The organism is Halorarius litoreus (assembly GCF_024362405.1).
Taxonomy (GTDB): domain Archaea; phylum Halobacteriota; class Halobacteria; order Halobacteriales; family Haloarculaceae; genus Halorarius; species Halorarius litoreus.
Genome location: NZ_CP101454.1, coordinates 3,785,984 through 3,811,888, shown reverse-complemented (window position 1 = coordinate 3,811,888; position 25,905 = coordinate 3,785,984). Strand labels below are relative to the sequence as shown.

General features: G+C 65.6%; 25 protein-coding genes. 16 read left to right on the top strand and 9 right to left on the bottom strand.

Going from position 1 to position 25,905, the window contains the following annotated elements:
* Nucleotides 1-21: 21 nt before the first annotated feature.
* Nucleotides 22-888: a CbiX/SirB N-terminal domain-containing protein gene (locus NL126_RS19935; protein WP_255196636.1), complete on the top strand. Its 867-nt coding sequence runs from the start codon at nucleotides 22-24 to the stop codon at nucleotides 886-888.
* Entirely contained in the window at nucleotides 888-1,976 is a 1,089-nt protein-coding gene (locus tag NL126_RS19930) for a DR2241 family protein (RefSeq protein ID WP_255196635.1), read from the top strand. The genes NL126_RS19935 and NL126_RS19930 overlap by 1 nt, the downstream gene beginning before the upstream one ends.
* On the opposite strand, the gene NL126_RS19925 is transcribed toward NL126_RS19930, so the two are convergent.
* From NL126_RS19925 to NL126_RS19915, 3 genes are read right to left on the bottom strand one after another with little or no spacing between them, the layout of a single operon-like run.
* Nucleotides 1,977-2,531: a DUF7524 family protein gene (locus tag NL126_RS19925; RefSeq protein ID WP_255196634.1), complete on the bottom strand. Its 555-nt coding sequence runs from the start codon at nucleotides 2,529-2,531 to the stop codon at nucleotides 1,977-1,979.
* Nucleotides 2,532-2,573: 42 nt separating this feature from the next.
* Nucleotides 2,574-2,768, bottom strand: coding sequence for a methytransferase partner Trm112 (locus NL126_RS19920; protein WP_255196633.1), 195 nt, complete (start codon nucleotides 2,766-2,768; stop codon nucleotides 2,574-2,576).
* A gap of 45 nt (nucleotides 2,769-2,813) precedes the next feature.
* Complete coding sequence (locus tag NL126_RS19915; protein WP_255196632.1) at nucleotides 2,814-4,193, bottom strand: adenylosuccinate synthase; 1,380 nt, start codon at nucleotides 4,191-4,193, stop codon at nucleotides 2,814-2,816.
* 172 nt (nucleotides 4,194-4,365) lie between these two features.
* Here NL126_RS19915 and NL126_RS19910 point away from each other — a divergent pair, with 172 nt between their 5' ends.
* Complete coding sequence (locus tag NL126_RS19910; protein ID WP_255196631.1) at nucleotides 4,366-4,671, top strand: hypothetical protein; 306 nt, start codon at nucleotides 4,366-4,368, stop codon at nucleotides 4,669-4,671.
* Here the strand turns inward: NL126_RS19910 and NL126_RS19905 are convergent.
* Both NL126_RS19905 and NL126_RS19900 read right to left on the bottom strand, forming a co-directional pair.
* Nucleotides 4,668-6,656 (bottom strand): DUF7527 domain-containing protein, encoded by a 1,989-nt coding sequence (locus NL126_RS19905; RefSeq protein ID WP_255196630.1) that lies wholly within the window; start codon nucleotides 6,654-6,656, stop codon nucleotides 4,668-4,670. The two genes, NL126_RS19910 and NL126_RS19905, sit on opposite strands and share 4 nt — an antisense overlap.
* Before the next feature lie 115 nt (nucleotides 6,657-6,771).
* Nucleotides 6,772-7,722, bottom strand: coding sequence for a mechanosensitive ion channel family protein (locus NL126_RS19900; protein WP_255196629.1), 951 nt, complete (start codon nucleotides 7,720-7,722; stop codon nucleotides 6,772-6,774).
* 92 nt (nucleotides 7,723-7,814) lie between these two features.
* On the opposite strand from NL126_RS19900, the gene NL126_RS19895 reads away from it, so the two are divergent.
* Together NL126_RS19895 and NL126_RS19890 are read left to right on the top strand one after the other, a co-directional pair.
* Nucleotides 7,815-9,368: a uracil-xanthine permease family protein gene (locus tag NL126_RS19895; RefSeq protein WP_255196628.1), complete on the top strand. Its 1,554-nt coding sequence runs from the start codon at nucleotides 7,815-7,817 to the stop codon at nucleotides 9,366-9,368.
* Nucleotides 9,369-9,461: 93 nt separating this feature from the next.
* Nucleotides 9,462-9,668 (top strand): hypothetical protein, encoded by a 207-nt coding sequence (locus NL126_RS19890; RefSeq protein ID WP_255196627.1) that lies wholly within the window; start codon nucleotides 9,462-9,464, stop codon nucleotides 9,666-9,668.
* 21 nt (nucleotides 9,669-9,689) lie between these two features.
* Here the strand turns inward: NL126_RS19890 and NL126_RS19885 are convergent, their stop codons facing one another.
* The gene (locus NL126_RS19885; RefSeq protein WP_255196626.1) at nucleotides 9,690-10,262 is read right to left on the bottom strand and encodes a thioredoxin family protein; all 573 of its coding nucleotides are present in this window, start codon (nucleotides 10,260-10,262) and stop codon (nucleotides 9,690-9,692) included.
* A 115-nt stretch (nucleotides 10,263-10,377) separates the two neighbouring features.
* Here NL126_RS19885 and NL126_RS19880 point away from each other — a divergent pair, with 115 nt between their 5' ends.
* On the top strand, nucleotides 10,378-12,189 hold the full coding sequence (locus NL126_RS19880; protein WP_255196625.1) for an LEA type 2 family protein: 1,812 nt from the start codon (nucleotides 10,378-10,380) through the stop codon (nucleotides 12,187-12,189).
* On the opposite strand, the gene NL126_RS19875 is transcribed toward NL126_RS19880, so the two are convergent.
* The gene (locus NL126_RS19875; protein ID WP_255196624.1) at nucleotides 12,190-13,464 is read right to left on the bottom strand and encodes an MFS transporter; all 1,275 of its coding nucleotides are present in this window, start codon (nucleotides 13,462-13,464) and stop codon (nucleotides 12,190-12,192) included.
* Nucleotides 13,465-13,498: 34 nt separating this feature from the next.
* On the bottom strand, nucleotides 13,499-13,687 hold the full coding sequence (locus NL126_RS19870) for a DUF7317 family protein (RefSeq protein ID WP_255196623.1): 189 nt from the start codon (nucleotides 13,685-13,687) through the stop codon (nucleotides 13,499-13,501).
* 181 nt (nucleotides 13,688-13,868) lie between these two features.
* On the opposite strand from NL126_RS19870, the gene NL126_RS19865 reads away from it, so the two are divergent.
* The 9 genes from NL126_RS19865 to NL126_RS19825 all read left to right on the top strand — a co-directional run bounded on the left by NL126_RS19865 (nucleotide 13,869) and on the right by NL126_RS19825 (nucleotide 23,902).
* The gene (locus NL126_RS19865; RefSeq protein WP_255196622.1) at nucleotides 13,869-14,357 is read left to right on the top strand and encodes an Lrp/AsnC family transcriptional regulator; all 489 of its coding nucleotides are present in this window, start codon (nucleotides 13,869-13,871) and stop codon (nucleotides 14,355-14,357) included.
* Nucleotides 14,354-15,514, top strand: a complete 1,161-nt coding sequence (locus NL126_RS19860; RefSeq protein ID WP_255196621.1) for a pyridoxal phosphate-dependent aminotransferase — start codon at nucleotides 14,354-14,356, stop codon at nucleotides 15,512-15,514. Before NL126_RS19865 ends, NL126_RS19860 begins: the two co-directional genes overlap by 4 nt.
* A 152-nt stretch (nucleotides 15,515-15,666) precedes the next feature.
* Nucleotides 15,667-17,991, top strand: a complete 2,325-nt coding sequence (locus tag NL126_RS19855; RefSeq protein ID WP_255196620.1) for a type II/IV secretion system ATPase subunit — start codon at nucleotides 15,667-15,669, stop codon at nucleotides 17,989-17,991.
* Entirely contained in the window at nucleotides 17,988-20,003 is a 2,016-nt protein-coding gene (locus NL126_RS19850) for a type II secretion system F family protein (protein ID WP_255196619.1), read from the top strand. The genes NL126_RS19855 and NL126_RS19850 overlap by 4 nt, the downstream gene beginning before the upstream one ends.
* Nucleotides 20,000-20,674 (top strand): DUF7287 family protein, encoded by a 675-nt coding sequence (locus tag NL126_RS19845; protein ID WP_255196618.1) that lies wholly within the window; start codon nucleotides 20,000-20,002, stop codon nucleotides 20,672-20,674. The genes NL126_RS19850 and NL126_RS19845 overlap by 4 nt, the downstream gene beginning before the upstream one ends.
* Nucleotide 20,675: 1 nt before the next feature.
* Nucleotides 20,676-21,278: a DUF7288 family protein gene (locus NL126_RS19840; RefSeq protein WP_255196617.1), complete on the top strand. Its 603-nt coding sequence runs from the start codon at nucleotides 20,676-20,678 to the stop codon at nucleotides 21,276-21,278.
* The gene (locus NL126_RS19835) at nucleotides 21,266-22,675 is read left to right on the top strand and encodes a DUF7261 family protein (protein WP_255196616.1); all 1,410 of its coding nucleotides are present in this window, start codon (nucleotides 21,266-21,268) and stop codon (nucleotides 22,673-22,675) included. Before NL126_RS19840 ends, NL126_RS19835 begins: the two co-directional genes overlap by 13 nt.
* Nucleotides 22,675-23,109, top strand: coding sequence for a DUF7266 family protein (locus NL126_RS19830; RefSeq protein ID WP_255196615.1), 435 nt, complete (start codon nucleotides 22,675-22,677; stop codon nucleotides 23,107-23,109). Before NL126_RS19835 ends, NL126_RS19830 begins: the two co-directional genes overlap by 1 nt.
* On the top strand, nucleotides 23,102-23,902 hold the full coding sequence (locus NL126_RS19825) for a DUF7289 family protein (protein WP_255196614.1): 801 nt from the start codon (nucleotides 23,102-23,104) through the stop codon (nucleotides 23,900-23,902). Before NL126_RS19830 ends, NL126_RS19825 begins: the two co-directional genes overlap by 8 nt.
* 7 nt (nucleotides 23,903-23,909) lie before the next feature.
* Here NL126_RS19825 and NL126_RS19820 read toward each other — a convergent pair whose 3' ends face one another.
* Nucleotides 23,910-25,520, bottom strand: coding sequence for a DUF7289 family protein (locus NL126_RS19820; protein WP_255196613.1), 1,611 nt, complete (start codon nucleotides 25,518-25,520; stop codon nucleotides 23,910-23,912).
* Between the two features lie 272 nt (nucleotides 25,521-25,792).
* On the opposite strand from NL126_RS19820, the gene NL126_RS22210 reads away from it, so the two are divergent.
* The gene (locus tag NL126_RS22210) at nucleotides 25,793-25,903 is read left to right on the top strand and encodes a DUF7989 family protein (protein WP_491536954.1); all 111 of its coding nucleotides are present in this window, start codon (nucleotides 25,793-25,795) and stop codon (nucleotides 25,901-25,903) included.
* Nucleotides 25,904-25,905 lie beyond the last annotated feature (2 nt).

Sequence of the window (25,905 nt, the reverse complement as noted above, 5' to 3'; positions counted from 1 at the left end):
GGTTCGCTCCTCGCTTCGGGTATGCAGGCGCTCGTCATCGTCGCCCACGGGTCACACCTGAACCCGGACTCCTCGACGCCGACGTACCGCCACGCCGACACCATCCGCGCGGCCGGCGTGTTCGACGAAGTGCGTACGGCGTTCTGGAAGGAGGAGCCGCACGTCCGGGAGGTGCTCCGCACGCTCGAATCGGACGAGGTGTACGTCGTCCCGATGTTCATCTCGGAGGGCTACTTCACCGAGCAGGTCATCCCCCGCGAACTCCGGCTGGAGGGCTGGGACGTCGACGACTGGGACTCCGACGGGACCAGCGCCGACTCCGTGACGCTCACCGCGAGCGACGTTCCGGGCAAGACCGTCCACTACTGCGGGCCGGTCGGCACCCACGACGCGATGACCGACGTCATCGTGCGCCGTGCCGAGACGGTGACCGGCGACCCCGACGTCGGCCCGGGGTTCGGGCTGGCGGTGGTCGGCCACGGCACCGAGCGCAACGAGAACAGCGCGAAGGCCATCCAGTACCACGCCGACCGCATCCGCGAGCGGGGGCGGTTCGACGAGGTGAAGCCACTCTACATGGACGAGGAGCCCGAAGTCGACGACGTGACGGACCACTTCGAGAGCCCGGATATCGTCGTCGTCCCCCTGTTCATCGCCGACGGCTTCCACACGCAGGAGGACATCCCGGAGGACATGGGCCTCACCGACGACTACCGCGAGGGCTACGACGTCCCCGCCGAAGTCGACGGCCACCGCATCTGGTACGCCGGGGCCGTGGGCACCGAGGACCTGATGGCCGACGTGGTGCTCGAACGCGCTCGCGACGCCGGTGCCGAGGTGGGTGATGCAATCGAGCAGGTGCGGGAACGAACTCGGGTGGCGAACTGATGCACGAACCACAGCTCGTCGCCCTGCGTGAGGCTGCCGCATCGGGCGTCGACTACGACGGCCTCGTCGTCGACTACGACGACGACGGATACCGATTCGAGACCCCCGAGGCGAGCCACGACGGGCTCTCCGCCGCCGAGTTCGACGACGTGGCGAACGACCACCCTCGATACGTCTCGAACTGGCACTACTGGTCGCACATCCGGAGTGACGCCGACCGCGCGTTCCTCCGGTGGGTCGAGGGGGCCGAGGACCGGCCCCTCGTCGAGCGTTACGAGGCGCTCGAAACCGGGGTTTCGCGGAGCTGGGGCGAGGTGCTGGTCACGGCCGAACGCGCCGGTGACGGCGAGCGCCGCTATCACCTCCGGCACGAGGACGACGCCGACGTGCCGCTCGATGACCTCGAGGTCCACGACGACCCGCTCGATGCCCGTCGGCTCGTCAAACACGACGACAAGGGCCGGTACCGCCCCCTGAAAACTGCGCCGACGCTCCCGCACGGCTGGGCGTTCACCGACCTCGACGGCCGGGAGTGTACGCGCGCCGTCGACCTCGTCTATCCGGCGACGATCACCAACTGGCACCTCGAACGCGAGGGTGAACTCGACGTCGACCACTGGGCGGAGGCCATCGAGCGCCAGACCGGCATCTACGGCGTCGTCAAGACGTGGAACCGCGGGGAGAGCCACGAGCACGTCAACTGGGTCGCCGAAGCGTGCTGCGACGACTCGCAGTGTCTGAAGCGCCGCGAGTGGCAGTACGACGACGAGACCGACCTCGACGTCGACGGTGGCGACGGCGTGTTCCCGTGTCGCGAGCCGTGTTCGCTCGTCATCGCGGCCGCCCGCAAGTGGACCCGCCTCGAGGGCGAAGAACCCCAGACGTACTCGTTCGAGCTCACGCCCTCCGAGAAGGAACAGCTCGAGGACATCGTGGATGCGGTTGCGGACGACCGCACGGACGAGATTCGAGAAGCCGACGTGAACGAGGGCGCGAACCGCTACCGCGCGCGGTTCCTCCGCGCGAAGCTGATGGACGACGACGGCAACCTCTGTGGCGTGCCGACCGACCGCGCCACCGAGGAGTAGCTACCGAATCGTGAGCAGTCCGGCGGCGACGATCCCCGCGAGGACTGCCAGGACGCCGAGGATGATGTTGAGGCCGTCGGCTGCGAACACCGCTCCCACCGCGAGGACGACGGCGACGATGCCGAGCAGTCCCACGCCGAGCAACGCTGGGTCGAGCCCCGCGAGCGGCGAGGACTCCTCGTCGCGCGGTTTGGGCTTCCCGAGTTCGGGGTCGACCTGCACGGAGTTCGGGGGCGTGTTGTCGACGGTCACCGTCACGTAGCGCGTCTCGGCGCCGTAGGCCGTGACGACTTTGAGTCGCCCCGTGATTTCGGTGTCCTCGGGGGCGTCGACCTCGATTCTGACCCGGCGGGTTGCCTCCGCCCGGACGTAGTGGTTGTTGGCTTCGAGTCGTGCGACCGCCGACAGCGAGTCGTCGAGGTGGAGGTGGACGTGCGTGGACTCGCCGCGGTTGCGCAACTCGACGACGAACGAGCCGCCGGTCTCGAACGACTCGGGGACCTCGAGTGAGTGGAGTCGCTGGCGGTTGATCTCGGCGACGAGCGTGTCCGTCACGCCCGGAGGCTCGCGTGGGTTCGGTAAAAAGCGTTCGCTCGGTTACGCGCTGGCCTCCCGCATGTCCGGCGGGAGGAGGTTCGGGATGCCGTCCTCGATGGGGTACTCCTCGCCGCACTCGGTGCAGACGAGCCGGCCCTCCAGAATCTCGCCGTCGTCGTCGCGCTGGATGACCTCGAGGTCGAGCTCCGACTTGTCCAGCGGACAGCAGATGATGTCCATCAGGTCCTCCTTCATGCGTCGAACTGAGAGCGGGCCCGGCAAAAGCGTGCCGGAGCCGACCTATTCCCAGACGTCTTCGACGACGACGGTCTCGCCGCGGCCGGGGCCGACCCCGACACAGAAGATGGGCGCGTCGAGCTCGTCGCTCAGGAACTCCAGGTACTCGCGGGCGTTCTCGGGGAGCGCTTCGTAGCCCTCCTCGGCGACGGTCGCGGCGTCGAACGCCGGCCAGCCGTCGAACGTCCGGAGGTTCGCCTCACAGCGGGCCCACTTCTCGGTCGTCGCGGGCATCGTCATGAGTTCCTCGCCGTCGAGCGTGTACGAGTAGCCGACCTTCACCTCGTCGAGGCCGGCGAGGGTGTCGATGTGGTTGACGGCGAGCCCCGTGAAGCCGTTGACCCGCGCGGAGTGGCGCAGCATCGGGAGGTCGAGCCAGCCCACGCGACGCGGACGGCCGGTGACGGTGCCGTACTCGCCACCCTCCTCGCGGATGTGCGTGGCGAGTTCCTCGTTCTCGCCGGCGCCCTGCTCGTCGTACCCGGGCGTGTCGCCGACGACGCCCCCGAGTTCGGTGGGCATCGGGCCGCTCCCGACGCGGGTGAGATACCCCTTCACGATGCCGACGATCTCGCCGGAGCCGACGACGCCGGGGCTGACGCCCGAGCCGACGGCCGCGCCGCCCGCAGTCGGGTTCGACGAGGTGACGAACGGGTAGTTGCCGTGGTCGATGTCGATGATGGTGCCCTGTGCGCCCTCGAACATGATGTTCTGGCCGGCCTCGCGGGCGTCTGCGAGGAACGCGCTGGCGTTGACGACCATGTCCTCCTCGGCGAGTCGCTCGCCGTAGGCGCGGGCCTGCTCGTACATCGCGTCGACGTCGAACGCTTCGGGGCGGTCGAGGTCGTCGACGTCGATGTCGAACACCTCCGCGACGATGGCGCGCTTCTGCGGAATCACGCGTTCGAGACGGTTCCGGAGCACCTCAGGCGCGAGGAGGTCGCCGACGCGAACGCCGCGACGGCCGGCCTTGTCCTCGTACGTCGGGCCGATGCCGCGGCCCGTGGTGCCGATCTCGTCGTCGCTCTCGCTCTTCGCACGTTCCTCGATGCCGTCGAGGACGCGATGATACGGGAGGATGACGTGGGCGCGCTCGGCGACGCGGACGTCGGGGTCGAGTCCGCGCTCGCGGAGCGCGTCGATCTCGTCGAACAGCGTGTTCGGATTCACGACACAGCCGTTGCCCAGAATCCCCTGTTTGCCCCGAATCGCTCCGGAGGGGGTGAGCGAGAGCTTGTACGTCTCGCCCTCGTGGACGACGGTGTGTCCGGCGTTGTCGCCGCCCTGATAGCGGACGACCACGTCGGCAGCCTCGCCGTAGACGTCGACGATGCCACCTTTCCCTTCGTCGCCGAGTTGCGCACCGACGATGGTGACGGTCATTACGTCGGAGAATCCGACCATCGGGGTAAACCGATTTCGATACCGGAGCCGCGAACGCCCGGTAACGTGCCACAAGGTACATAAAGCTCGGTCGAGAACGCCTGCTCAGACTCCCATTCTACCCTCCGTTAGGGCAACCTTTAAAAGCAACCAACACAAGTTAACAAATGCCATGATAGACAGGCTTGAGAAGGAAGTCGATATGCTCGAGCGCCATCTCCAGGTTCTGAAGATGGTCATCGAGAACGAGCCTATCGGAATCGTGAAGATGTCCAACGAGACCGGCTACCCCCACCACAAGGTCCGGTACTCGCTGCGCGTGCTCGAAGAGGAGAACCTCATCGAGCCGTCCAGCCAGGGCGCGATAACCACCGAGACGACCGCGGAGTTCGTCGGTGACCTCGACGGCAAGATCAACGACATCATCGACAAACTCGAGGGGATGAAGATCGACGACGTCCCCGAGATCCAGTCCTAGAGGTCCGGCACCGATAGGTGGAAGTTCTCCTCTCTCGATTCCACCAGCGCTAGGTGGTACCCTCGGTTCCGTGAGATCTTCACGTAGCTCTTGCGCCTGTCTCGCGACAGCAGACTTCCGCTCGTCGCCTCACGTGCCGTCTCCAGTGCCTCCGGTGCGAAGAACGCCGACGTGACGTAACACGCTCCGACGAGCGACTCGTGGCGCTGGACCACGTCGGTCGCGTCGGTGACGAACGCTCCCATGGTGGTCTCCGAGACGGGCTCCCGCGAGGATTCGAGGCGGGCGACGGCGAGCGGCTCGCCCATCCGGTTCCGACAGACGATGTCGAACTCGACCGACCGCTCGCCCTCCTCGTCCGTGGCGGTCACGCTCCCGTCGAACTCGACGCGGTCGAGCTCCGGCAGCGCGTCGTAGAGGTCGCGCATCCCGTCGACGGCGCCCGTCTCGCGGATCTCGAGGACGAGTGCGGTCACGAGCCAACGGGCGAACCGGTACCGCTGGGTGCTCGAGAGCCAGTCGTCGAACGGCCGCCCATCGACGGTCGCAGCGGCTGCGTCGAACTGCGTGTGGTGTGTCAGTTGTAGGTTCGACAGCAGCGCATCGAGGTCGCCGTCGCCGTCGTGGACGTCCTCGACGGTGAGCGCCCCCTTCGAGCCGTACCGCACGAACAGGTTCGTGCCCGCGAACGCCTCCGTGGGCGTGAGCGACGGACCGCCACCGCCGCCGGCACTGGCCTCCAGTTCACGGATGCGCGCCCGGAGCTGTTCGACGGTCGCGGCGAGCTCGTCCCGCTCTTCGCGGGTCGACGCGAGTTCCGCACGCGCCTCACGAAGCTCCTCGCGGAGGTCGGCCAGCTCGTCCGGGTCGGCGTGCTGGGTCGTCGACTGTGGCTCGGTCGATGGCGTCGCCGGCGCGGGCTCGGGCTGTGACGACGTGGACGGGGTCGCTGCCGGTTCGCCGCTGGAGGAGTTCGCCGGGTCGAGCGACGGCACCGACCGGGTGGCGAGCTGGTCGGTGGCTGACATGGCGGACTCGTCGGCCGGCGGCGTGGGGTCCGTGACCGGGTCGGGGTCATCTGCCTCCGGTTCAGGCTGGGTTGGCTCGCCCGGCTCGGTGGCGTCGTCGGGCTCGGTGGCAGCCTCCCCGGGCTGTGCTGTCTCTGTCTCTTCGTCGGCGTTGTCCGTCGCCGGGTCGTCGTGCTCCTCGACGGTCTCGATGGCGGCCTCGGGCTCCGTGGGCTCGGCGGCCGGGTCCGTGACGGGCTCGCTCTCCGTCGGGTCGGCCGGAGCGGTGTCGGTGCCCCCGTTCGACTCGACGGTCGATTCAGCGTCCATAGCCCCCGCGCCCGCTGCTCCCGCTGCTCCTGCTCCTGCGCCCGCTCCCGCGCCTGCCGCTTCCGCCCCCGTCGAGTCCCCGGGGATGTCCACGACGTCGAGGTCGACGGCGATCACCTCGTAGATGCCTACCTCGTCGACCATCCGCTCGTGGGCGTCCTCACCGGTCTTGAGCCGACGAGCGTTCCCGATGAACGCGAGGTCCATCGAGCGCCCGGCCTGATACACCGAGTAGTAGTCGCCCGAGAGGACGTTCTCCGAGAGCTCGATGTAGCCGGTGAACCCGCCGTCTTCGAGGGTGGCCGCCACCTCGTCGATGGGGGTCTTCACCGAGTAGTAGCGCCCGCGCGAGTCGCCGTCGCGGGTCTTCATCGCGACGAGCAGCGGAATCGACGGATCCGGCGCGGCGTAGGCCGTTCCCGACGCGTCCTCGAACCGGTCGATGTCGGCGTCGACCACTTCGGAACCGGCGCGGGTCTGTCGGTACTGGACCACGGCGACGACGCGGCCGTTCACCATGAACAGCCACGTCCCGCCGGCCGACACCGCGCCGGAGAAGTCGGTGGCTGCGAGGTCGTGCAGGCCGTCGTACCCACCTGAGAAGGGCCGGTCGTCCCAGCCCTCTATCTCGTCGACCCAAGTCTCCATACCCCGGACCAGCGCCACCGCGAGCAAATAAGTTCCGGCCTCTTCGGGGGGGAAAATGGACACGCGCCGACAGCGACCCCACGCTGTCCGCCCCGTGGCGACGACGCGTGACAGCTTACCGGTTCCGGCTCACCGGGAACGCCACCCTGTCCGGCGCGTCGTTCATCTTCTCGAGGATGCGGGTGTACAGCTCGTTTCGGACCCGCGTTCCCTCGCGCGGGCTGACCAGATACCGGAGCTTGAGCTCGACCCACGACTCCTTCTGGACCACGTTGACGGAGGGGCGTTCACCGACCTCGAGTTCGACCGGCGTCTCGTCGAGCCGCATCCGGTAGTCGGCGATGTGGCCTGCCATCTCGTCGCCGAGGTAGTCGTCCGCGGTCTCGACCATCAGTTCACGGGCGAAGGCGAGGTCGGTCTCGTAGGCGACCTGCACCGAGAGTTCGTTCCAGACGTACGGGAACCCCTCCCACGAGTAGTTGTGGACGTGCGAGGAGAGCACCACCGAGTTCGGGAGCGTGACGATGCGCCCCGACGGCTGGTTCGAGGAGACGAGATCGCCGTTTATCTCCCAGAGCGTCGTCACGAGGAAGTCGACCTCCACGACGTCGCCTTTCGACCCCTCGATGGCGACGCGGTCACCCACCTGGTAGGGGCGTTTGAGCATGATGTAGAACCAGCCGATGAGCGAGAACAGCGGCTGCTGGAGCGCGAACGTGACGGCGAAGCCGACGACGCCGAGCGAGAACAGCACGCCGACCCACTGCTCGGTGAGGACGCCGAACACCGCGACGAGGCCGACCACGATGAACAGCAGGCGGACGACGTTCCTGATGTCGTGTTTTCGGCGTTTGTCCGCCGCCCGCGCGATGATGACGCGCGAGAGGACGATGTAGAGGCCGTAGGTGGCGAACACGACGGCCAGAAGCGAGAGGAGCTTACCGGCGACGAAGTTCACCGTGAGCCCGGCGTACAGCGTCCCGAGCGGGTCCAGTTGCCCGACGAGTCGCGCGAGTAGGGTGGCGACCGCGGCGAGGAGAAGCGAGAGGTAGCCGAGCCGTTTCACGTTCGAGGAGTCGGGGCCCCTCGGCGAAAAGGTTGCGTTGGGCTGTGCGACCGGGAGATTTATCTACCGACTCTGGGCACCGACGTGCGAACATGGCAGACTCAGAGGCACCCTCGGGCGAGAGTGACGCGCTCGTGGAGTACGGCATCGACGACAAACCACCGCTGGGCGAGTCCGTCCTGCTCGGTGTCCAGCACTACCTGACGATGATCGGCGCGAACATCGCCGTCCCGCTCATCCTCGCGGGGCTGATGGGGATGCCGACGGCCGTGACCGCGAAGTTCGTGGGCACGTTCTTCGTCGTCTCGGGGCTCGCGACGCTCGCGCAGACGACCATCGGGAACCGCTATCCGATCGTACAGGGCGCGCCGTTCTCGATGCTCGCCCCCGGCATCGCCATCGTCACCAGCGAGGTGGCACTCGCCGGCGTCCCCGACTGGAACGCGAAACTCCTCTTCCTCCAGGGCGCTATCATCACCGCGGCGCTCGCGGAGGTCGCCATCGGCTACTTCGGTCTCGTGGGGAAGATCCGCGAGTACCTCTCGCCGGTCGTCGTCGCACCGGTCGTCGCACTCATCGGGCTGTCGCTGTTCTCTGCGCCGCAGATCACGAGCACGACGAACAACTGGTACCTGCTGCTGCTGACGCTCGGGCTCATCGTCGTGTTCTCGCAGTATCTCGGCGACCGCTCGCGGCTGTTCGGGCTGTTCCCCATCCTGCTCGGCATCGCGACGGCGTGGATCCTCGCCGCCGTCCTGTCACACCCACTCGTGGGCGTCATCCCGCAGGGTGACCCCGGCTACATCAATCTCGCGCAGGTGACGAACACCGACCCCGTCTTCCTCATCTACCCGCTCCAGTGGGGGATGCCGCAGTTCGAGGCGTCGTTCATCGTCGGGATGTTCGCCGGTGTGCTCGCGTCCATCGTCGAGTCGTTCGCCGACTACCACGCAGTCGCCCGGATGTCCGGCGCGGGCGCCCCCTCGGCGAAGCGCATCAACCACGGCATCGGGATGGAGGGGCTGATGAACGTGTTCTCGGGGCTGATGGGTACCGGCGGCTCCACCTCCTACTCCGAGAACATCGGCGCCATCGGCATCACGGGCGTCGCCTCGCGGTACGTCGTCCAGATCGGTGCCGTCGTGATGCTGTTCGCGGGGTTCGTCGGCTACTTCGGCCAGCTCATCGCCACCATCCCCGCCCCCATCGTCGGTGGGCTCTACATCGCGATGTTCGGCCAGATCGTCGCGGTCGGCCTGTCGAACCTGAAGTACGTCGACCTCGACTCCTCGCGCAACATCTTCATCATCGGCATCGCGCTGTTCGCCGGGATGGCGATCCCGCAGTACATCGGGAGCCTCGAGGGGTACACCGCGCTTCAGCAGGGGTTCGCGGCGGTGCCCGTCCTCGGCCCCGTCCTCGGTCTCGAAGGGGTCGCGCGAACCATATTCATCGTCGGCGGCGTCCAGATGGCCGTCGGCGGCTTCGTCGCGTTCGTCCTCGACAACACCGTCGCCGGAACCCGCGAGGAACGGGGGCTCACCGACTGGGAGCGCATCGCGGAGGGCGACGACGAGTTCCAGACGTTCGTCGAGCGGCTGACCAGTCGGAGGAACCGACCGACGCCCGACAGCGCGGACGACTGATTCGGCGCGTTTCGGCCGCTGCCCCACGACAGTGCGGCCCACGCTATCCCGTCTCGCGTGCCGTTTATCCGTCTGTACGCCGCCTGTACAGGCATGGAACACATCGAGTCGTTCACGGCCGTGTGGGCGCTCAGCCTGCTCGTCACGGCCGCCGGCGGTCTGCTGGATAGCATCCTGATAAGCTCGGTCGGCATCCTCGCGTTCGCGCTGGTGCTCGTCACCGCGTTCACCGTCTGGACCGTCGACCTCGTCGGCGGTACGCGCACGTGGACGGGCACGCCCGACCGCGTCGAGAAATAGCGACGCCGCGACCGACGACAGTTACTCCGATTTCCACTTGATCGAACAGCCCCGCGAGGGGGTGTCGTCGAGCGAGACGGTCTCCCCCGCGAGCACGGCGTCGATCGCCTGCCGAACCTCGAATCCGGGCTCACCAGAGGGCGAGTCTTCGGGGTTCATCGCGTCGTCGAGTCGGCCGTGGTACGCCAGCGTCCACGCCTCGTCGTCTCGCTCGAAGAGGAACGGGTCGGGGGTGCAGACCGCACCGTACGCGCGGGCGACGTCCTGTGTCTCGTCGTAGAGGTACGCATCGTAGGCGACGGTGCCGTCGTCGACGAGCTCGCACATCCGCTCGTAGCTGTCGTCCGGATAGTTCTCGGCGTCGTTCGGGTTGATGCCGACGACTGCGCAGTCGTCGTAGTCGGCGGCGATGTCGTTGAGCGTCTCGAACTTCGCCTTCGCGTACGGGCAGTGGTTACACGTGAACACGACGAGCAGCGCGTCGTTGTCCGCGAAGGAGTCGAGCGAGTACATCGCCCCGTCCGCGCCGACCAGCGAGAAGTCAGGCGCGGTGTCGCCGCGCGTCAGCTCCGAGTCGGATTCCATCTGGACCATACCTCGTGTATGGGGGGCGGCGGAAAAGGCGTTGTCCTCGTCCTCCGCGATGGGGTGAATCGAGTCACGAACCGTCCCCCGTATTTAGAGGCATTGCGTTCGTAGCCGGCAGTGAATGGTCGAACGCGCGACGGCACTGAAAGTAGGGGCGGCGCTCCTGTTGCTCGTCGGGGCAGTCGGGGGACTGTACGTCTACCAGCTCGGCTCGAACTTCGAGCAGCCGGAGCTTCGTGCGGTCGAAACCGAGTTCGGTGCGGTGACCGCCGAGACGACGGCCGTCCAGTCACACGTCGTCGTCTACAACCCGAACAACGAGTCGATACCGGGCGCGGCGGCAGTCCAGTACGAGGTGCGGATGAACCGCGTCACGATGGCCGAGGGGTCGAAGGGGGGCGTCGGGCTGGCGCCCGGCCGAAACGAGATCAACATCACCGCCGAACTCGACAACGAGAAGGTGCCGGCGTGGTGGGTGACGCACGTCAACAACGACGAGCGAACGGTGCTCTCCATCGCGCCGTCGGTGTCGGTGACGGGCGTCCCCGTCGGCAGCGACCTCCCGCCGCAGAACCGGACCATCACGACGGACCTGCTCGGGTCGTTCAGCCGGGAGGAGCCCCGTGCGGTCGCCATCGACGACCGGACACTCCTCGTCGTCTCGAACCAGACGGCGCGGTGGGGCGACGCCGACCTCGAACGGAGTCCCATCGTCGTCACGAGTCGAGTCGAGAACCGCCACGACGAGCTCGTTCGGCTCGACGGCACCGAGTACCGCATCGAGATGAACGGCGTCGTCGTGGGCAACGGCACCACCGACGAGGGGTTCGTCCTCCAGCCCGGCGAGTCGACGGCGTACACGGTTCGCCCGGCCATCGACACCCCCCGGATGCAGGCGTGGTGGGTGAGCCACCTCCAGAACAACCAGACGACGCGGCTCTCGGTCGAGGTGTACGGCGTCGTCGAGCGGGACGGCGATCGGCAGCGCGTCCCCGTCTCGGTGTTCGAGCGCGAGGCACGCATCCAGAGTGCGTTCCTCGGCGACGGCAACACGACGGTCGAGCCGGTCGAGACCAGTGACGAGTCGCTCTCGTTCCGCGAGCCCGTCCTCGTCGGCACCGAGAGCGACTGGGGGACGGTTGGCGAGCGAACGACCGACATCGAGAGTCGACTGGTGGTCGACAACCCGAACGACGGCGAGGTGGGCCAGCTCCTGCGGCTCCAGCTCGACCAGCAGACGACCATCAACGACGTGGCGGTGGCGAACGGCTCGACGACGACGGGAACGCTCGACTCCGGGACGAACGAGTTCACGCTGACGAGCGAGTTCCGGCACTCGACCGTGCCGGCGTGGTGGGCGCGCCACCTGAATCGCGACGAGGTCTCGACGGTGGTCACGCAGACCGATGCCGCCGTCGACGTGGGCGTGACGACGCTCGATGCGCCGACGGAGGACCGCGAGCGCACACTGGAGACCGACCTACTCGCCGACTTCAACGACACGAGCAATCGAGCGGTCGAACAGAACGGTCGCCAGGTCGCGACCATCACCGAGACGCGGGCCGCGTGGGGGAAGGCGACCGAACAGCGTGCGCCCATCCAGAGCGCCGTGACGATACGCAACGAGCGCACGCGTTCCATCACCATCGAGGACATCACGTACACGGTGCAGCTGAACGGCGTCGTCCTCGCGGCCAACCGGACGGTCGACGAACGCTACCAGATTGCCCCGCTCTCCACCCGCACCATCGACCCGACGTTCGTCCTCGACAACTCCAAGATGGCTGCGTGGTGGCCGACGCACGTCCGGAACGGCGAGTCCTCGACGCTGGAGACCGAGGTGTATCTCACCGTGTCGTCGCCGCTCGGAGAGAAGCGCGTGAAGGTCGACTCCTTCTCGGGCAACCAGACGGTCACTACGGACGTCTTCTGACTAGTCTGCCGCGGCCGCGGTTTCGGTCGCGGACCCGAGCCCGACGGCACGCACGCCGACCGCGAGCCCGAACGCCACGAGCGCGGTGGCCGCGACGCCGTAGAACGCCGTGTCGACGCCGACCCGCTCGATGAGGAAGCCGAACACGGGAGGGGCGACCGCCCCCCCGGCCGAGATGCCGATGGTCATCAGCGCGAAGTTCTTGCCCACGTCACCGCGGGCGGAGGCCGCGTCCGTGAGCATCGACCGCGCGGGCCGGGAGACGTCGACGGTCGAGGAGAGCACCAGCACAGCACCGACGGCGAGGACGAGCGGGAGGGCGGTCGTCGCGAGCCCCGCGGCGAGCGCGACGAGCACGCCATAGCCGGTGAGCATCGTGGTGAGCGCGCCGAGTCCGTCGGTCAGGTAGCCGCCGACGAGGATGAACAGCGCGCCGACCCCGAGCATCGCCGAGCCGACGAGGCTTGCCGTCGCCGGGTCGAGCCCGTAGCCGTCGGCGAGGAGCGTGGGCGCATACGTCCGGACGCCCCACGCTGCGACGCTGTTGACGAACCAGAGCGCCGTCAGTACCGGAATCACGGGGGTCGCCCGGAATCCCTGGACCTGAGCGCGGACGCCACCGGCGACGCGCTCGGCGACGCCGTTGAGGTGGCCGGCAGAGATGTCTGCGGGTCGGGGGAGCGGTTTGTGGTTCGGGGGGTGCGTGATGTGGCGCGGGACCGAGCGGAACGCGGCGAGACAGCCGACGGCGTACAGCGCGCCGGCCGCGGCGACAGCGCCAAACGCCACGCGCCAGTCGTAGCCGAGGAGGGTCGCGAGTGGGACGACCGCGAACGGGGCGGCGAGTCCGATTGCACCCGTGAAGCCGTGGACCGAGTAGGCGCGCCCACGTTTCGACTCCTCGGTCGCTGCCGACAGCAGTGGGTAGTGCGCCGGATGGTGACCGGCGACGCCGATGCCCATCACGACCTGCGCCAGAAGTAGCCACTCGAAGGAGGGGGCGAGCGCGGCCATCGCACAGCCGATGGCGCCGACGACGAGCGAGAGGCCGAGAACGAGTCGTCGCGAGTACGTGTCCGAGACGTAGCCGAGCGGGAGCTGGAGAGCGGTGACGACGGCACCCAACACGCCGACTGCGAGCCCGAGCTGGGCGGTCGAGACGGCGAAGTCGCTCGCGAGGAACGGGAACGCTGGCGGGAGAAGGATGAGGTACGCGTGGTTTACCAGGTGGGACCCGGCAACGAGTCCCACGACGCGCGCGGAGTCGGATGCCACACCCGGGTGTTCGGCCCGGGGAACCTAAACGCTGTCAGTCGGCGGCGACGCGGCGCCGCTCGCGGACGCCCTCGGGGAGGTGCTCGCCGGCCTCGATGCCACGTCGGGCGATGGAGTCGAGCAGGCGGGACTCTTCGACGCCCGCCTGGCGAGCGGCCATCTCCAGTGTGTAGGTTCCGCTTTCGTAGAGTGACAGCGCCGTTTCCAACGCGTGCTGGTGCATACTCACCCTTCGATAGGGATGGATAATAAGAATATCGTGAGATTATATATCACACCAAGACAGCCGTTGACGAGGAAGGGATCGACGCGATGGTTATACATGATCATACGTGAACAACAGCCGCGGTCGAAAACCCCGCCGTCGTCGCAAGCGTTAACTCCGGCCTGCTCCGGGAACGAATATGGACGAGCGCGGTGAGATCCTCGAGTTGCTCCGCGAGAACGCCCGCTATTCGACCGCCGACCTCGCGCGCATGACGGGCGCAGACGAAGCCGCAGTGGAAGCGGCCATCGCCGCACTCGAATCGGACGGTGTCGTCGTCGGCTATCAGGCCGTCGTCGACCCCGCAAAGCTCGACGACGAGCCCGTACAGGCGCACGTCGAGTGTAACGTGACGCTCGACCGTGAGACCTCCTACGACGACATCGCCGACCGGCTCGCGGGGTTCCCCGAGGTCAAGTCGCTCCGACTCGTCTCGGGGGACTACGACTTCGCGCTCGAAGTCGAGGCCGACACGATGGGCGAGGTGTCGCGGTTCGTCTCCGAGAAGGTGGCTCCCGTCCCCGAGATCACGCAGACGGTCACCCACTACATCATGGAGACGTACAAGACGAACGGCCACCGGTTCGACGAGGTCCGGGACGACGACCGGCTCTCGTACTCACCATGAGCGAGGAGACGAGCCACCCCCTCGAACCCTCACAGCGCGTGCAGTCGGTGCCGCCGTCGGGCATCCGGAAGTTCTTCGAGCTCGCCGCGGAGATGGACGACGTCATCTCGCTCGGCGTGGGCGAACCCGACTTCGCCGCCCCCTATCGCGCGAGAGAGGCCGCCATCACCTCGCTGGAACGCGGGCAGACCTCCTACACCGCCAACCGCGGGATGCTCGAACTCCGCGAAGCCATCGCCGACCACGTCGAGCGGTACGACCTCTCGTACGACCCCGCCGAGGAGATTCTCGTCACGGCGGGCGCGAGCGAGGCGCTCGACGTCGCCTTCCGGGCGCTGGTCGACCCCGGCGACACGGTGGCTGTCGCCCAGCCGTCGTACGTCTCGTACGAGCCGGGCGTCGTCTTCGCCGGCGGCGAGGTCTGCCGTGTCCCCACGCACGCGAAGGACCAGTTCAAACTCACGCCCGAGACGCTGTACGAGGCGGGCGCCGACGAGGCCGACCTGCTCGTGTACTGCTACCCGAACAACCCAACGGGCGCGACGATGGACCGCGAGGACATGGAGGCGGTCGCCGCGTTCTGCCGCGACCACGACCTCGCGGTCCTCGCCGACGAGATCTACGCCGCACTCACCTACGAGGGCGAGCACACCTCCATCGCGACGCTCCCCGGGATGCGCGAGCGGACCGTGGTGTTCAACGGCTTCTCGAAGGCGTACGCGATGACTGGCCTGCGGCTGGGCTACGCGCTCGGCCCGCCGGGCGTCATCGGGGCGATGAACCGCGTCCACCAGTACACGATGCTGTCGGCCCCCACGACAGCCCAGCACGCCGCGCTGGAGGCGCTCGACTCCTGCGGGTCGGACGTCGACGAGATGACGAGCCAGTACGACCGCCGTCGACGGTTCGTGCTCGCTCGACTCGAGGAGATGGGCGTCGACTGCTTCGAGGCGACAGGCGCGTTCTACGTCTTCCCGGAGTGCCCGACCGGCGACCCCGCGCAGTTCGCCGAGGACCTCCTTGAGGCCGAACAGGTGGCGGTCGTCCCCGGCGACGCGTTCGGGGCCGGCGGGGAGACGCACCTCCGGATGTCGTACGCCACCGGCCTCGACGACCTGCGCGTCGCGATGGACCGTCTCGAACGGTTCGTCAAGTAACGGAGTTCGGGCCGTCGTTCCGGTCCGATCGTGACTTCGAGTAAGCCTGTCCTGTCTGGTAGTTATGCAGTCGTTACCTCGTGTAAATATGTCTATGTTTGTTCGCCGAAACGAGCGCAACCCTTTTTCCGGAGGCCTCGAATGGCGTGGTAATGGCTATCGAAGACGCGGATAGCGGAGAATCCGGTACCGCCAGCCCCATACCGGACTCCGACTCCGAGTCGATGTCCGAGGCACAGGGGGAGCCTTCGGACGGCGCGGTTCGTGGCGAGTACACGTGGGACGACTTCGAGACGGACGTTCACCGGGACGGTGACGCCAGTACGGAGCCGTTCGACCCCGCCGACTACCTCGGGTTCGAGCCCGAGGACATCGGCGACGTGATTTCGAACGCGGCGAGCATGGGCACGTTCGTCGACGAGATCCGCGACCGAAAGACCGTCCGGGTCAGCGAGGAACTCGACGAGGACGCGTTCTTCTCGGACCCGGACGGCAACCCCACGGTCGTCAACCGCTACGACCTCGAGAAGGCAGTCCCCCAGGCGAAGAAGTCGCACTTCCGCGAGGTCGACCGCTACTGGGTGAACAAGCCGTACGCGTTCGTCATCATCTTCCACTCCGAGAAGGAGAACGAGAAGAAGTACTACCTCATCGAGCCGTACCTCAACCCCATCGAGCGGGACCTCCGCGAGTACCTCTCGGGCAAACTGAAGACCGCCATCAAGTACTCCAGCGACGAGGTCGTCGTCGAGGGCAGCGAAGACGCCCGTGCGGGCGTCATCGAACGCGAGACGCGCAACCTGCTCGACCGCTACGACCTCTACGAGGGAGGGTCGGCCTCGGGGGGGAACGGCGACACGGGCGGGTTCGTGAACCGGCTCAAGGGGATGGTCGGCATGGCCGAGTCCAACGGCGATACGAGCGAGGTGTCGCGACGGCTCACCGGCCTGGAGGCCCGCCCCGAACCCGAACTCATCGAGGAGGACAAGAAGACGCTCTCGGAGTACCAGGTCGAGAAGATCCTCTACCTCCTCAAGCGCGACTTCATCGGGTTCGAGCGCATCGACGGCATCAAACACGACATCAACGTCGAGGACATCTCGTGTGACGGCTACAACTCGCCGGTGTTCGTCTACCACTCCGACTACGAGCAGATCATCTCGAACGTCTACCACGGCGAGGAAGAGCTGGACGAGTTCGTCGTGAAGCTCGCCCAGCGGTCGGGGAAGGGGATCTCGAAGCGCTCACCACAGGTCGACGCGACGCTCCCCGACGGCTCGCGGTCACAGCTCACGCTCGGCCGGGAAGTGTCGGACCACGGCACGAACTACACCATCCGGCAGTTCAAGGACGTCCCGTTCACGCCTATCGACCTCATCAACTGGAAGACCTTCAGCCTGGAGGAGATGGCGTTCCTCTGGCTCTGCATCGAGAACCACAAGTCGCTCATCTTCGCCGGCGGCACGGCGTCGGGGAAGACGACGTCGCTGAACGCGGTGTCGCTGTTCATCCCGTCGAAGGCGAAGATCGTCTCCATCGAGGACACCCGTGAGGTCGAACTCCCCCAGCGGAACTGGATCGCGAGCGTGACGCGCCCGTCGTTCTCCGACGACGACAAGGGCGACGTCGACGAGTTCGACCTGCTGGAGGCCGCACTCCGGCAGCGGCCCGAGTACATCGTCATGGGTGAGATTCGTGGGGAGGAGGGCCGGACGCTGTTCCAGGTCATGTCGACCGGCCACACCACCCTTACGACGTTCCACGCCGACTCGGTGGGCGAGGTCATCAAGCGGTTCACCACCGAGCCGATTAACGTCTCGAAGACGATGTTCACCGCCCTCGACCTCGTCTCCATCCAGACCTCGACGCGCGTCGAGGGACGGAAGGTCCGCCGGAACAAGTCGATCACCGAGATCAACCACTACGACCCGGAGAACGACGAAATCAACGTGCAGGACGTCTACCAGTGGCAGGCGGAGACCGACGAGTTCCTGAAGATGGGGCAGTCGAACACCGTCGAGGACATCATGTTCGACCGCGGTTGGACGCCAGCGGAGGTCGAACGCGAGATCTTCGAGCGTGAAATCGTCCTCGCGTACCTCATCCAGAACGGGCTGAACACGTACACGCAGGTCGCCGCGACCCTCCAGGCGTTCATCAACGACCAGGAGTCGATACTGACGCTCATCGCCAACGGCGGGCTCGAACGCTCGCTAGAGGACCTCCGTGAGATGGAGTCGGTCTCCATCGACATCGACCCCGAGAAGGAGGAGATGGTGCCGCGGCCCGACCCCAACCAGGAGATGCTCGACGAGACGAAGGGCATCATGGCTCGTGGGGAGGACCTCCTGGACGAGTTCCGGGGCGCGGATGCCGACGGCATCGCCGGCGCGCTCGACCTCGACGCGGCGTCGAGCGCGGGGGCGGGTGAGGACGAGGTCGACTTCGGGGGCTTCGACTTCGAGGGCGGCACATGAGCCTCCAGACCCCCGACAGCGCAGCGAGCGGCTTCAGCGGCGACTCCGACTCGCTCTCGGACGCATTCTACCCGCTGTACCAGCGGCTGTTCGACGACGACGGCGACTTCGTGAACAACATCGAGCAGAAGTTGGCCGAATCACGGATGCCCGAGACCGTCGAGATCTACCTCTCGCGGGCGCTCGCAATCGGCGTCATCGCGGGCGCCGTCCTCTGGCTGCTCGGCACCGGCGTCGGCTGGCTCATCTTCGAGCTCTTCATCACCGAGCCGCCGAACCTGCTCAACCTTCCGCTGTCGTCGCCGGTCATCGCGTTCCTCGAGAGCATCAAGGTGCCGGCGCTCATCGCGGTTACCGGCCTCGTGTTCGGCTCCATCGGCTTCGGCGTCGGCTTCGGCTCGATGGTCTCGGTGCCGTACTTCCGCTCCGATGCGCGCAAACGCGAGATCAACGTCCTGCTCTCGGATTCGGTCTCGTTCATGTACGCGCTCTCCGTGGGTGGGCTCAACCAGCTCGAGATCCTGCAGGCGATGGCGAAGGCCGACGACACCTACGGCGAGGTCGCCCGCGAGTTCCAGTCCATCGTCCTCGAGACGGACTACTTCGATACCGACTACCGGACGGCCATCCGAAACCAGGCGCTCCAGACGCCCTCCGACGAGCTGAGCCAGTTCCTCACGGACATGCTCTCGATCATCAACTCCGGTGGGGACATGGAGAGCTTCCTCGAGGACCAGAAGGAGAAGCACATGCGGACCTCGAAACAGGAGCAGGAGATGGTGCTCGAGACGCTCGAACTGTTCGGCGAGATGTTCATGACGCTCTCGCTGTTCCCCCTGCTGCTCATCATCATCCTCGTCATCATGTCGATGCTCGGCGAGGCCCAGACGTTCCTGCTGTACGGGACCGTCTACGGTCTCATTCCGCTCATCGGCGGCGGCTTCCTCGTGCTCGTCTCGACGGTCGTCCAGGACGAGGTTGGCGACGGCTACCTCCGGGCCGAGGGTGAGGGCGAGTTCGCCACCGAGTCCAACAAGATGTTCGACCTCGGGCTGGTCGAGAACTACACCGGCCGCTACGGCATCTTCGACCGCATCAAATCTCGGGAGGGGAACTACGAGACGAAACAACTGCTCAAGCAGCCACACCACTTCTTCCGTGACCACCCGGTGACGGTTCTCGCGCTCACGGTGCCGATGACGCTCGTCCTCCTGGGCTTCTCGGTCGCCGGCGGGCTCGCCCCCGCGGGGTTCGACGGGCTGAAGAGCAACCCCATCGGGGGGTCGTTCTTCTGGCTCTACCTCCCGCTGTACGTCAACGGCATCCCGCTGATGGTGTTCTACGAGTGGAACGTCCGCTCGCGGACGGGCATCACGAAGGGGCTCTCGGACAACCTCCGGAAGCTCTCGTCGGCGAACGACACCGGGATGACGCTGCTGGAATCCATCAAGATCGTCGCCGACACCTCATCGGGCAAGCTCGCGGACGAGTTCGAGACGATGTACGCGAAAGTGAACTACGGGACGAGTCTGAAGACGGCGCTCCGGGAGTTCAACAACAAGTACCACATCCCGCGGCTCGCCCGTACCATCAAGCTCATCTCGAAGGCACAGGAGGCCTCCTCGCAGATTACGGCGGTTCTCTCGACGGCCGCGCAGGCGTCGGAGAACCAGGACGACATCCTCCGCGACCGGAAGTCGCGCACCCGGATGCAGGTCGTCATCATCATCATGACGTACATCACCCTCCTCGGGGTCATGGCCATCCTGAAGGTGAAGTTCCTCGACGTGATGGCCGGGCTCGCCTCGCAGGCCTCGGGTGACGGTGGCGGGAGCTTCGGCGGTGGCGTCGACACCGAGCTGTTGACGCTGCTGTTCTTCCACGCCGTCACGCTACAGGCCATCATCTCCGGGTTCATCGCGGGTTACATCCGCGACGTGTCCATCATGGCCGGGCTGAAGTTCGCGGTCATCCTGCCAACGCTCGCACTCATCGTCTTCATGTTCATATGAGAGCCCAGACCACCCTCGACTTCGCCATCGGCACGAGCATATTCATCATCGTCGTCGCGTTCGTCCTCGCGTTCGTTCCGGGGATGTTACAGCCGTTTGAGGCCAGCACCCAGCAGGAAACCGCCGCCGCAGACCGCATCGCAGATCAGCTCGTGACCGACGTGCTAGTCGAAGACGTGAACAGCCCGTTCGTGCTGGACCGTGAATGCACGCTGGCGTTCTTCGCGCCCGAGAACAACGACGACGACGGCACGATGAGTACGTCGTATCCAGTCGGTGCTGACTGTAACTTCCCAGCCACCGACTCGCTTCCGGAGCGGCTCAGCCTGAGCGAACCACTAAACATCCGGCTCCGACTCGTCCGAGACCTGACGACCGTAGAGGCGGACGACCCCGACGGCGACATGGGCGGAGACGACGACGAGATCGATACGCTGTGTGTCGACGAGTCCGACCCGAACGGTCCCGACCCTCGAATCGTGGAGGCGAACGATCCGGGGCCCACGCGGCAGTGTGACCTCACAGGGTCGGAGGCGGACCTCCTGTTCGACATCGGCGGCGACCCCCCGGAGTCCGTCGGGTCCGTCGTCGTGTCCGTACGGACCGTCCATCTGGAGGGCGGGTTCGCCGACGGAACACACGACGCACGGCTCATCGTGGAGGTGTGGTGAGATGCGGGGACAGGCACACACGCTCGAAGCGGTGACTGCGAGCCTGTTGCTCATCGGCGGGCTCGTGTTCGCGCTGCAGGTGACGGCAGTGACGCCGTTGTCGGCCAGTACGTCCAGCCAACATCTAGAGAACCAGCACCAGTCCATCGCACAGGGGGCACTCGCCACGGCGGCAGAGCAGGACGAGATCAGAGTGGCGGTGTTGAACTGGAACACCAGCTCGCTGACGTTCTACGAGGTCCCGAACCGGACGGACGACCGCGACGTGTACTACACCCGACAGGCACCGGAGAACGAGTTCGGCCGAATCATCGATCGCTCGATGGAACCTCGGCGCATCGTCTACAACGTCTACGTTCGGTACGAGGCGGAGAACGGAGGTAAACGTGCCCAGCGGCTGGTGTACCGTGGGGAGCCGAGCGACAACGCGGTCTCGGCGACCAAGACGCTCGTCCTCTTCGACGACGACGTACTGTACGGGAAAGACGAGTCACCGCTGACGACGACTTTGGGCGGCACGGCAGAGTTCTATGCGCCGGATGCTCACCCATCGAGCGGCGTCTACAACGTCGTCGAGGTGGAGGTGATCGCATGGCGGCAGTAACCGAACGGGACCGCGGGCAACTGCTACTCATCGGGGCGCTGGCGCTCGCGGTGACACTGGTGGCCATCGCGCTGGTGTTGAACTCTGCAATCTACACACACAACCTAGCCAGCCGGTACGATAACCCCAGCGGCGACACTATCGGCTTTACACACGACGCCCGTGTCGGCGCAGGCGGTGTTGTGAGCTACTCGAACGAGGAGTTCGCGGACCAGGGGTACTCTACCATCGAGTCGGAGTACATTGACGGGCTGGCCGTGGTTGAGCAGTCGACCGCCCGTAACTCCGCCTCGGAGGGACGGGTGACCGAGATAAACCACGTCACTGGTTCGACCGTCGAGGGAATTTGGATCGCCGACAAAGAGCCAGCGGGGAGTACGTTCGAACCCCGTTCGGGCGGGGTACTCAGTGGATTCTCCTGGACCGTTGCGAGCGACGTGCGGGTCCGAGAGTACAACGCCAAGGTCGATGCGTCGGTGCTGACGAGTCTGTCGACCGGGGACGCCGAAGCGCTGGTCGATGACCCAGCCACTGCCCCCACCAATGCGTGGACCGTCGAGTTCGCCGACGGAACCGACACGTGGCGCGTCACAGTGTACGACACCGGGAGCGGAACGGGGCTCATGTCCTCCAAGGTCGGCACCACTTCGTACCAGAGCTGTTCGTCGTCGTTGGCGACCGTCGTCATCGAGTTCGCGGAGGAGAGGTTCGGTGGCGACGACTGTAAGGCGCTCTCGTTCGTCGGTGAACTCGACGGCACCTACACCATCAGCTACTACTACGGAGGCCTAGTCGATGGCAAGTACGAGCTCATCGCCGACCGAGTCGTCGACGACGAGACCTCGGAAGTGGGTCCGTTCACCGATGCCGTCGACACAATCAACTACGGCTCACACTGCGGGGGACCGACCTACTATCACGGTACCAGCAGCAACTGGCCACGAGTGTCCCCTGCCATCTACGAGACGACCATCGAGACCGTCATCGACAGTCCAGACGTGACCTACACCAGCCAGCAGCGTGTCGCGCCGAGCGAGCCCGGCGGAAAACCCCAGACACCCAGGGTGACCTCGTTCTCGGTCGCAGACGGGGGCGACAACGACGAACAGTTCGAGGTGTCGTGGGCTGCGATAGATCCCAACGGTGACACCCCCCTTGATGTCACCATCGATGTCGAGGAGCCGGACGGGGACGTTGAGACGGTCACCAGCACGTACAGTCCTCCAGGGCCGAGTTCCACGACTGTGACAGTCGACGCCGACACGTTAGACGACCCCGGACCGTACGTTATTACCCTGACCGTCGACGACGGGAACGGCAACAGTCGGTCGGTCACCCAGCAACACGCCGATGACGGGAATCCGACCGACGAGTTCATCGGGGACTGTGTACCATGATGGGAGACAATCGTGGTGTCTCCGCGGTGCTGGCGTACACGCTGACGCTCGGTATAACTTCGTTGCTGGTCATCGGACTGCTCGTGGCGACGGGTGGGTTCGCATCCGACCAGCGCCACGAGACCGTCCATGACGAGCTGGAGGTCCTCGGCCAGCAACTGGCAGCCGACCTCTCTGCTGCGGACCGACTGGTCCGGAACGGTGGACAGTCCGTCAGCGTCAGACGGTCGCTACCGAACGAAGCGACCGGTATTCCCTACACAATAGAGGTTGTCGGTGGCACACCGACGGTCATCCGGCTGTCGACCAGCGACCCGAACGTCGTCGTGGAGGTCCAAGTCCGCACACAGACTCCGGTGTCGAGCAGTTCGGTCTCCAGTGGTGATGTGATCTTCGTCGAATCGAGCGGCAATCTGGTGGTTCGTAATGTCTGAGCGCGGCGTGAGCGAAATCCTCGGGTTCGTTCTCGTATTCTCGCTCATGGCGGCGTCGGTTGCGAGCGTGTACGTCGTCGGCTTCAGCGGTCTTGAGGATTCCCGGAGCGCGGAGCAGATCAACAACGCCGAGCGTGCGTTCGACGTTCTTGACGACAACGTCGACGACCTCCATCAGGACAGGGCCCCACACCGAGCGACGGAGTTCAAATTGTACAACGCCGGGATGTATCTCGGCGAGCCAACTCGGATAACCATGACGATTACCAACGTCGGGTCTGCCCCTACGTTCGGTGTCACGACGTATCCGCTCGTGTACGATCCGCAGGACAGCGCTACGGAACTCGTCTACACTGCGGGGGCGAGCATTCGTGAGGATCGTGGCGGAGCTATCTTCCTTGACGAACCAGGATTAATCTTCCGAGAGTCAGGTGGGGTTCGGACCGCAAGTCTCCCAATCGTCCAGACCCGGTCGTCCGATGAGGAGTACGCATCCGGTACTGGCACCATCCTCGTCCGGGGGACCCGTGTCGTCTCGGAGACCCTCGTCTCGCGGACGACGCCAACCGTTGATACGGGCGGCTCGCCGCGATACTCCGTCGACATCGTCGTCGAGACGACGCCGGTCCGGGCGGAGCTCTGGGAAGCGTACCTCGATGAGGAGATTGAGGGGGCTTACGGTGTCTCCGACCCCTGTGACGTCCCGACAGGCACGTCGAACGTCGAGTGTACCATCTCGGTCGAGCGGCTGTTCTTCTCAGCAACCCGGATCGAACTGAACATCGAGGATTGAGGGCGGGTCAGTCCAGTTCGACCTCGATCTCGTTTTTCGTGACGTGGATGAAGGTGACGTACCGGTCGCCACCACCGGTCTCGACGAACCCCTCAGAGTCCCCCTCGTTGACCGTGTCGCTCCCCTTGTCGTCGACGGTGAGGTCGAACTCACCCTCGAACTCGCCGAAGTAGTGGATGAGGACACGGTCAACGGTCTCGGTATCGCCGTCGTTCACCTCGTACGACTTGGGCTCCCAGTCATTGTGCCCGGCCCCTCCGTCCATCATGTATGTGCTCGGGGCGACGTCTCCCCCCTCGATGTTGAAGTGGACGAGGTCGTCCATCCCACTTTTGTCGACGTATTCGAGTTTCGGATCGGTGCCCGAACCGAGGTTGAGGTTCTCGTCGTCCACGAAAGTTGTGTCCGAGTCTTCGTCGTCGACGAAGCTCAAGGTGGCCTGAAGTTCTTCGACACCGTCGTCGTCGAAGTCCTCACACACCATATCATAGACACCGTCGCTGTGCCAGCCCTGATACGTGTCGCCACGGTCCGGTGTATAGTATACCGTGAGGTCCACGACGTAGTCGGTCGTCCCGTCGCTGCAGTCCTTGTCTCCGCCGTCCGCTCGGGCGTGGATCTCCATCCGCTTTGCTCCCTCGTCGACGTACATTGACCACTGGAGGTTAGCGAAGCGCGCGGAGTCGTCCGCAGGCGATCTGAGCGTGATGGAGAAGTCCTTGGTCGCGTGGCCCTCGGTGCCGCTGATGGTGACCGAGCCGCCCTCGCCGGGCATCGAGAACGGGCCGACCTGCTCCAGCGATTTGAGTTCGACGATGGCGACGTTCGAGGACGGCTGGGTGATGTCGCCGTCGGTTCTGGCCTCAAAGTAGTCGACCCAGCCGTCGGTATACTCGCTCTCGACACGGACGATGACCGTTCCGTCGTTCACTGGGTTGTTGAACGACTCCGGGTCACCGGTCTCCCAGCAGCGATCCGGGAACTCGACCGCTTTCGGGAACACATCTGTCGGTTCGGTCGTCTGTCTGATTCGGGCGGTGGCTGGTCCGGAGACGGCACCGCTCCCGCGAGTCAGGACTATCGGGAGCGTCAGCGTGGCCCCGCGGTAGTGGAACTCGGGGGGCGAAACCATCACGGACCCTCCGTTGTCGCTCTTGCGCCACACACCGCCACCCTGGTACGCGAGTTCGTTCGACCCACCGTCGTACACGACCGAACCGAGGGTCGTCGGCGGCAGGATGTACGCATCGTCGTCGGTCGTGAGTGGGTCCGAGTCCGCACCCCCAGCAACGTTGTTCCCGTCGTCGTTCACGCCGTTGTTGTCACAGTCGAGCTGGATGATGGAGATCTCGCCGCTGTTCGGGCGAACGTCCATCGTGCCCTCGTTGGTCCCGAACGAGAGACTCTGCACCGCAGCATCGCCGAGCGCGACCTGCGCAGCCTGTGAGTCGAAGAGCGTCATCGACTGCTCCGCGGCAGCTATCTCTGAGTTGTCCTGTGTGTCCGAGATTGCCGTCGCACCCAGGGTGACAACAGCCGTCGAACCCATGAGAATCAACGAGAGAAGGAGGACCACACCGATCAGGTCGGACTGCCCACGCTCACGCCCGGAAGTCATCACGCTACCAACCGATGCCACACTGATAAACGTCGTGGCTATTTCCGGGGCCGTTTCGGTCGGCACTCCACCTAGGGTCGATTCGTCTAGGATTCCCCACTGAACCCGAATAATCGCTTCGTACAAAGTCTATAGTAGAATGTGTGCTCCAGCAGTTCCACCACCGTAATAGGGGAGAAACCGTAGGGACATCAAATATTAATATGTTATTAAGACTCAATACAGGTTTTCGGGAACGGTTAAGTAGTCCCGGAGTGCTACGGTGTCCCACGATGGCAGGCAAACAGCGACAGACCCTGAAAGACGTCAGTCACACCCCCCCGAACGGCGAGCCGGTCTCGGCCGTCTGGGAGCGCGGCAAGAAGCCGGAAGAAGCGGAGTAATC

Coding starts and splice junctions, on each gene's coding strand:
- NL126_RS19845 (WP_255196618.1), top strand. CDS start 20,000: ATGAGAGCCCAGACCACCCTCGACTTCGCCATCGGCACGAGCATATTC.
- NL126_RS22210 (WP_491536954.1), top strand. CDS start 25,793: ATGGCAGGCAAACAGCGACAGACCCTGAAAGACGTCAGTCACACCCCC.
- NL126_RS19850 (WP_255196619.1), top strand. CDS start 17,988: ATGAGCCTCCAGACCCCCGACAGCGCAGCGAGCGGCTTCAGCGGCGAC.
- NL126_RS19820 (WP_255196613.1), bottom strand. CDS start 25,520: ATGACTTCCGGGCGTGAGCGTGGGCAGTCCGACCTGATCGGTGTGGTC.
- NL126_RS19840 (WP_255196617.1), top strand. CDS start 20,676: ATGCGGGGACAGGCACACACGCTCGAAGCGGTGACTGCGAGCCTGTTG.
- NL126_RS19920 (WP_255196633.1), bottom strand. CDS start 2,768: ATGAAGGAGGACCTGATGGACATCATCTGCTGTCCGCTGGACAAGTCG.
- NL126_RS19865 (WP_255196622.1), top strand. CDS start 13,869: ATGGACGAGCGCGGTGAGATCCTCGAGTTGCTCCGCGAGAACGCCCGC.
- NL126_RS19915 (WP_255196632.1), bottom strand. CDS start 4,193: ATGACCGTCACCATCGTCGGTGCGCAACTCGGCGACGAAGGGAAAGGT.
- NL126_RS19890 (WP_255196627.1), top strand. CDS start 9,462: ATGGAACACATCGAGTCGTTCACGGCCGTGTGGGCGCTCAGCCTGCTC.
- NL126_RS19895 (WP_255196628.1), top strand. CDS start 7,815: ATGGCAGACTCAGAGGCACCCTCGGGCGAGAGTGACGCGCTCGTGGAG.
- NL126_RS19830 (WP_255196615.1), top strand. CDS start 22,675: ATGGGAGACAATCGTGGTGTCTCCGCGGTGCTGGCGTACACGCTGACG.
- NL126_RS19835 (WP_255196616.1), top strand. CDS start 21,266: ATGGCGGCAGTAACCGAACGGGACCGCGGGCAACTGCTACTCATCGGG.
- NL126_RS19880 (WP_255196625.1), top strand. CDS start 10,378: ATGGTCGAACGCGCGACGGCACTGAAAGTAGGGGCGGCGCTCCTGTTG.
- NL126_RS19930 (WP_255196635.1), top strand. CDS start 888: ATGCACGAACCACAGCTCGTCGCCCTGCGTGAGGCTGCCGCATCGGGC.
- NL126_RS19855 (WP_255196620.1), top strand. CDS start 15,667: ATGGCTATCGAAGACGCGGATAGCGGAGAATCCGGTACCGCCAGCCCC.
- NL126_RS19910 (WP_255196631.1), top strand. CDS start 4,366: ATGATAGACAGGCTTGAGAAGGAAGTCGATATGCTCGAGCGCCATCTC.
- NL126_RS19825 (WP_255196614.1), top strand. CDS start 23,102: ATGTCTGAGCGCGGCGTGAGCGAAATCCTCGGGTTCGTTCTCGTATTC.
- NL126_RS19860 (WP_255196621.1), top strand. CDS start 14,354: ATGAGCGAGGAGACGAGCCACCCCCTCGAACCCTCACAGCGCGTGCAG.
- NL126_RS19885 (WP_255196626.1), bottom strand. CDS start 10,262: ATGGTCCAGATGGAATCCGACTCGGAGCTGACGCGCGGCGACACCGCG.
- NL126_RS19935 (WP_255196636.1), top strand. CDS start 22: ATGCAGGCGCTCGTCATCGTCGCCCACGGGTCACACCTGAACCCGGAC.
- NL126_RS19905 (WP_255196630.1), bottom strand. CDS start 6,656: ATGGAGACTTGGGTCGACGAGATAGAGGGCTGGGACGACCGGCCCTTC.
- NL126_RS19870 (WP_255196623.1), bottom strand. CDS start 13,687: ATGCACCAGCACGCGTTGGAAACGGCGCTGTCACTCTACGAAAGCGGA.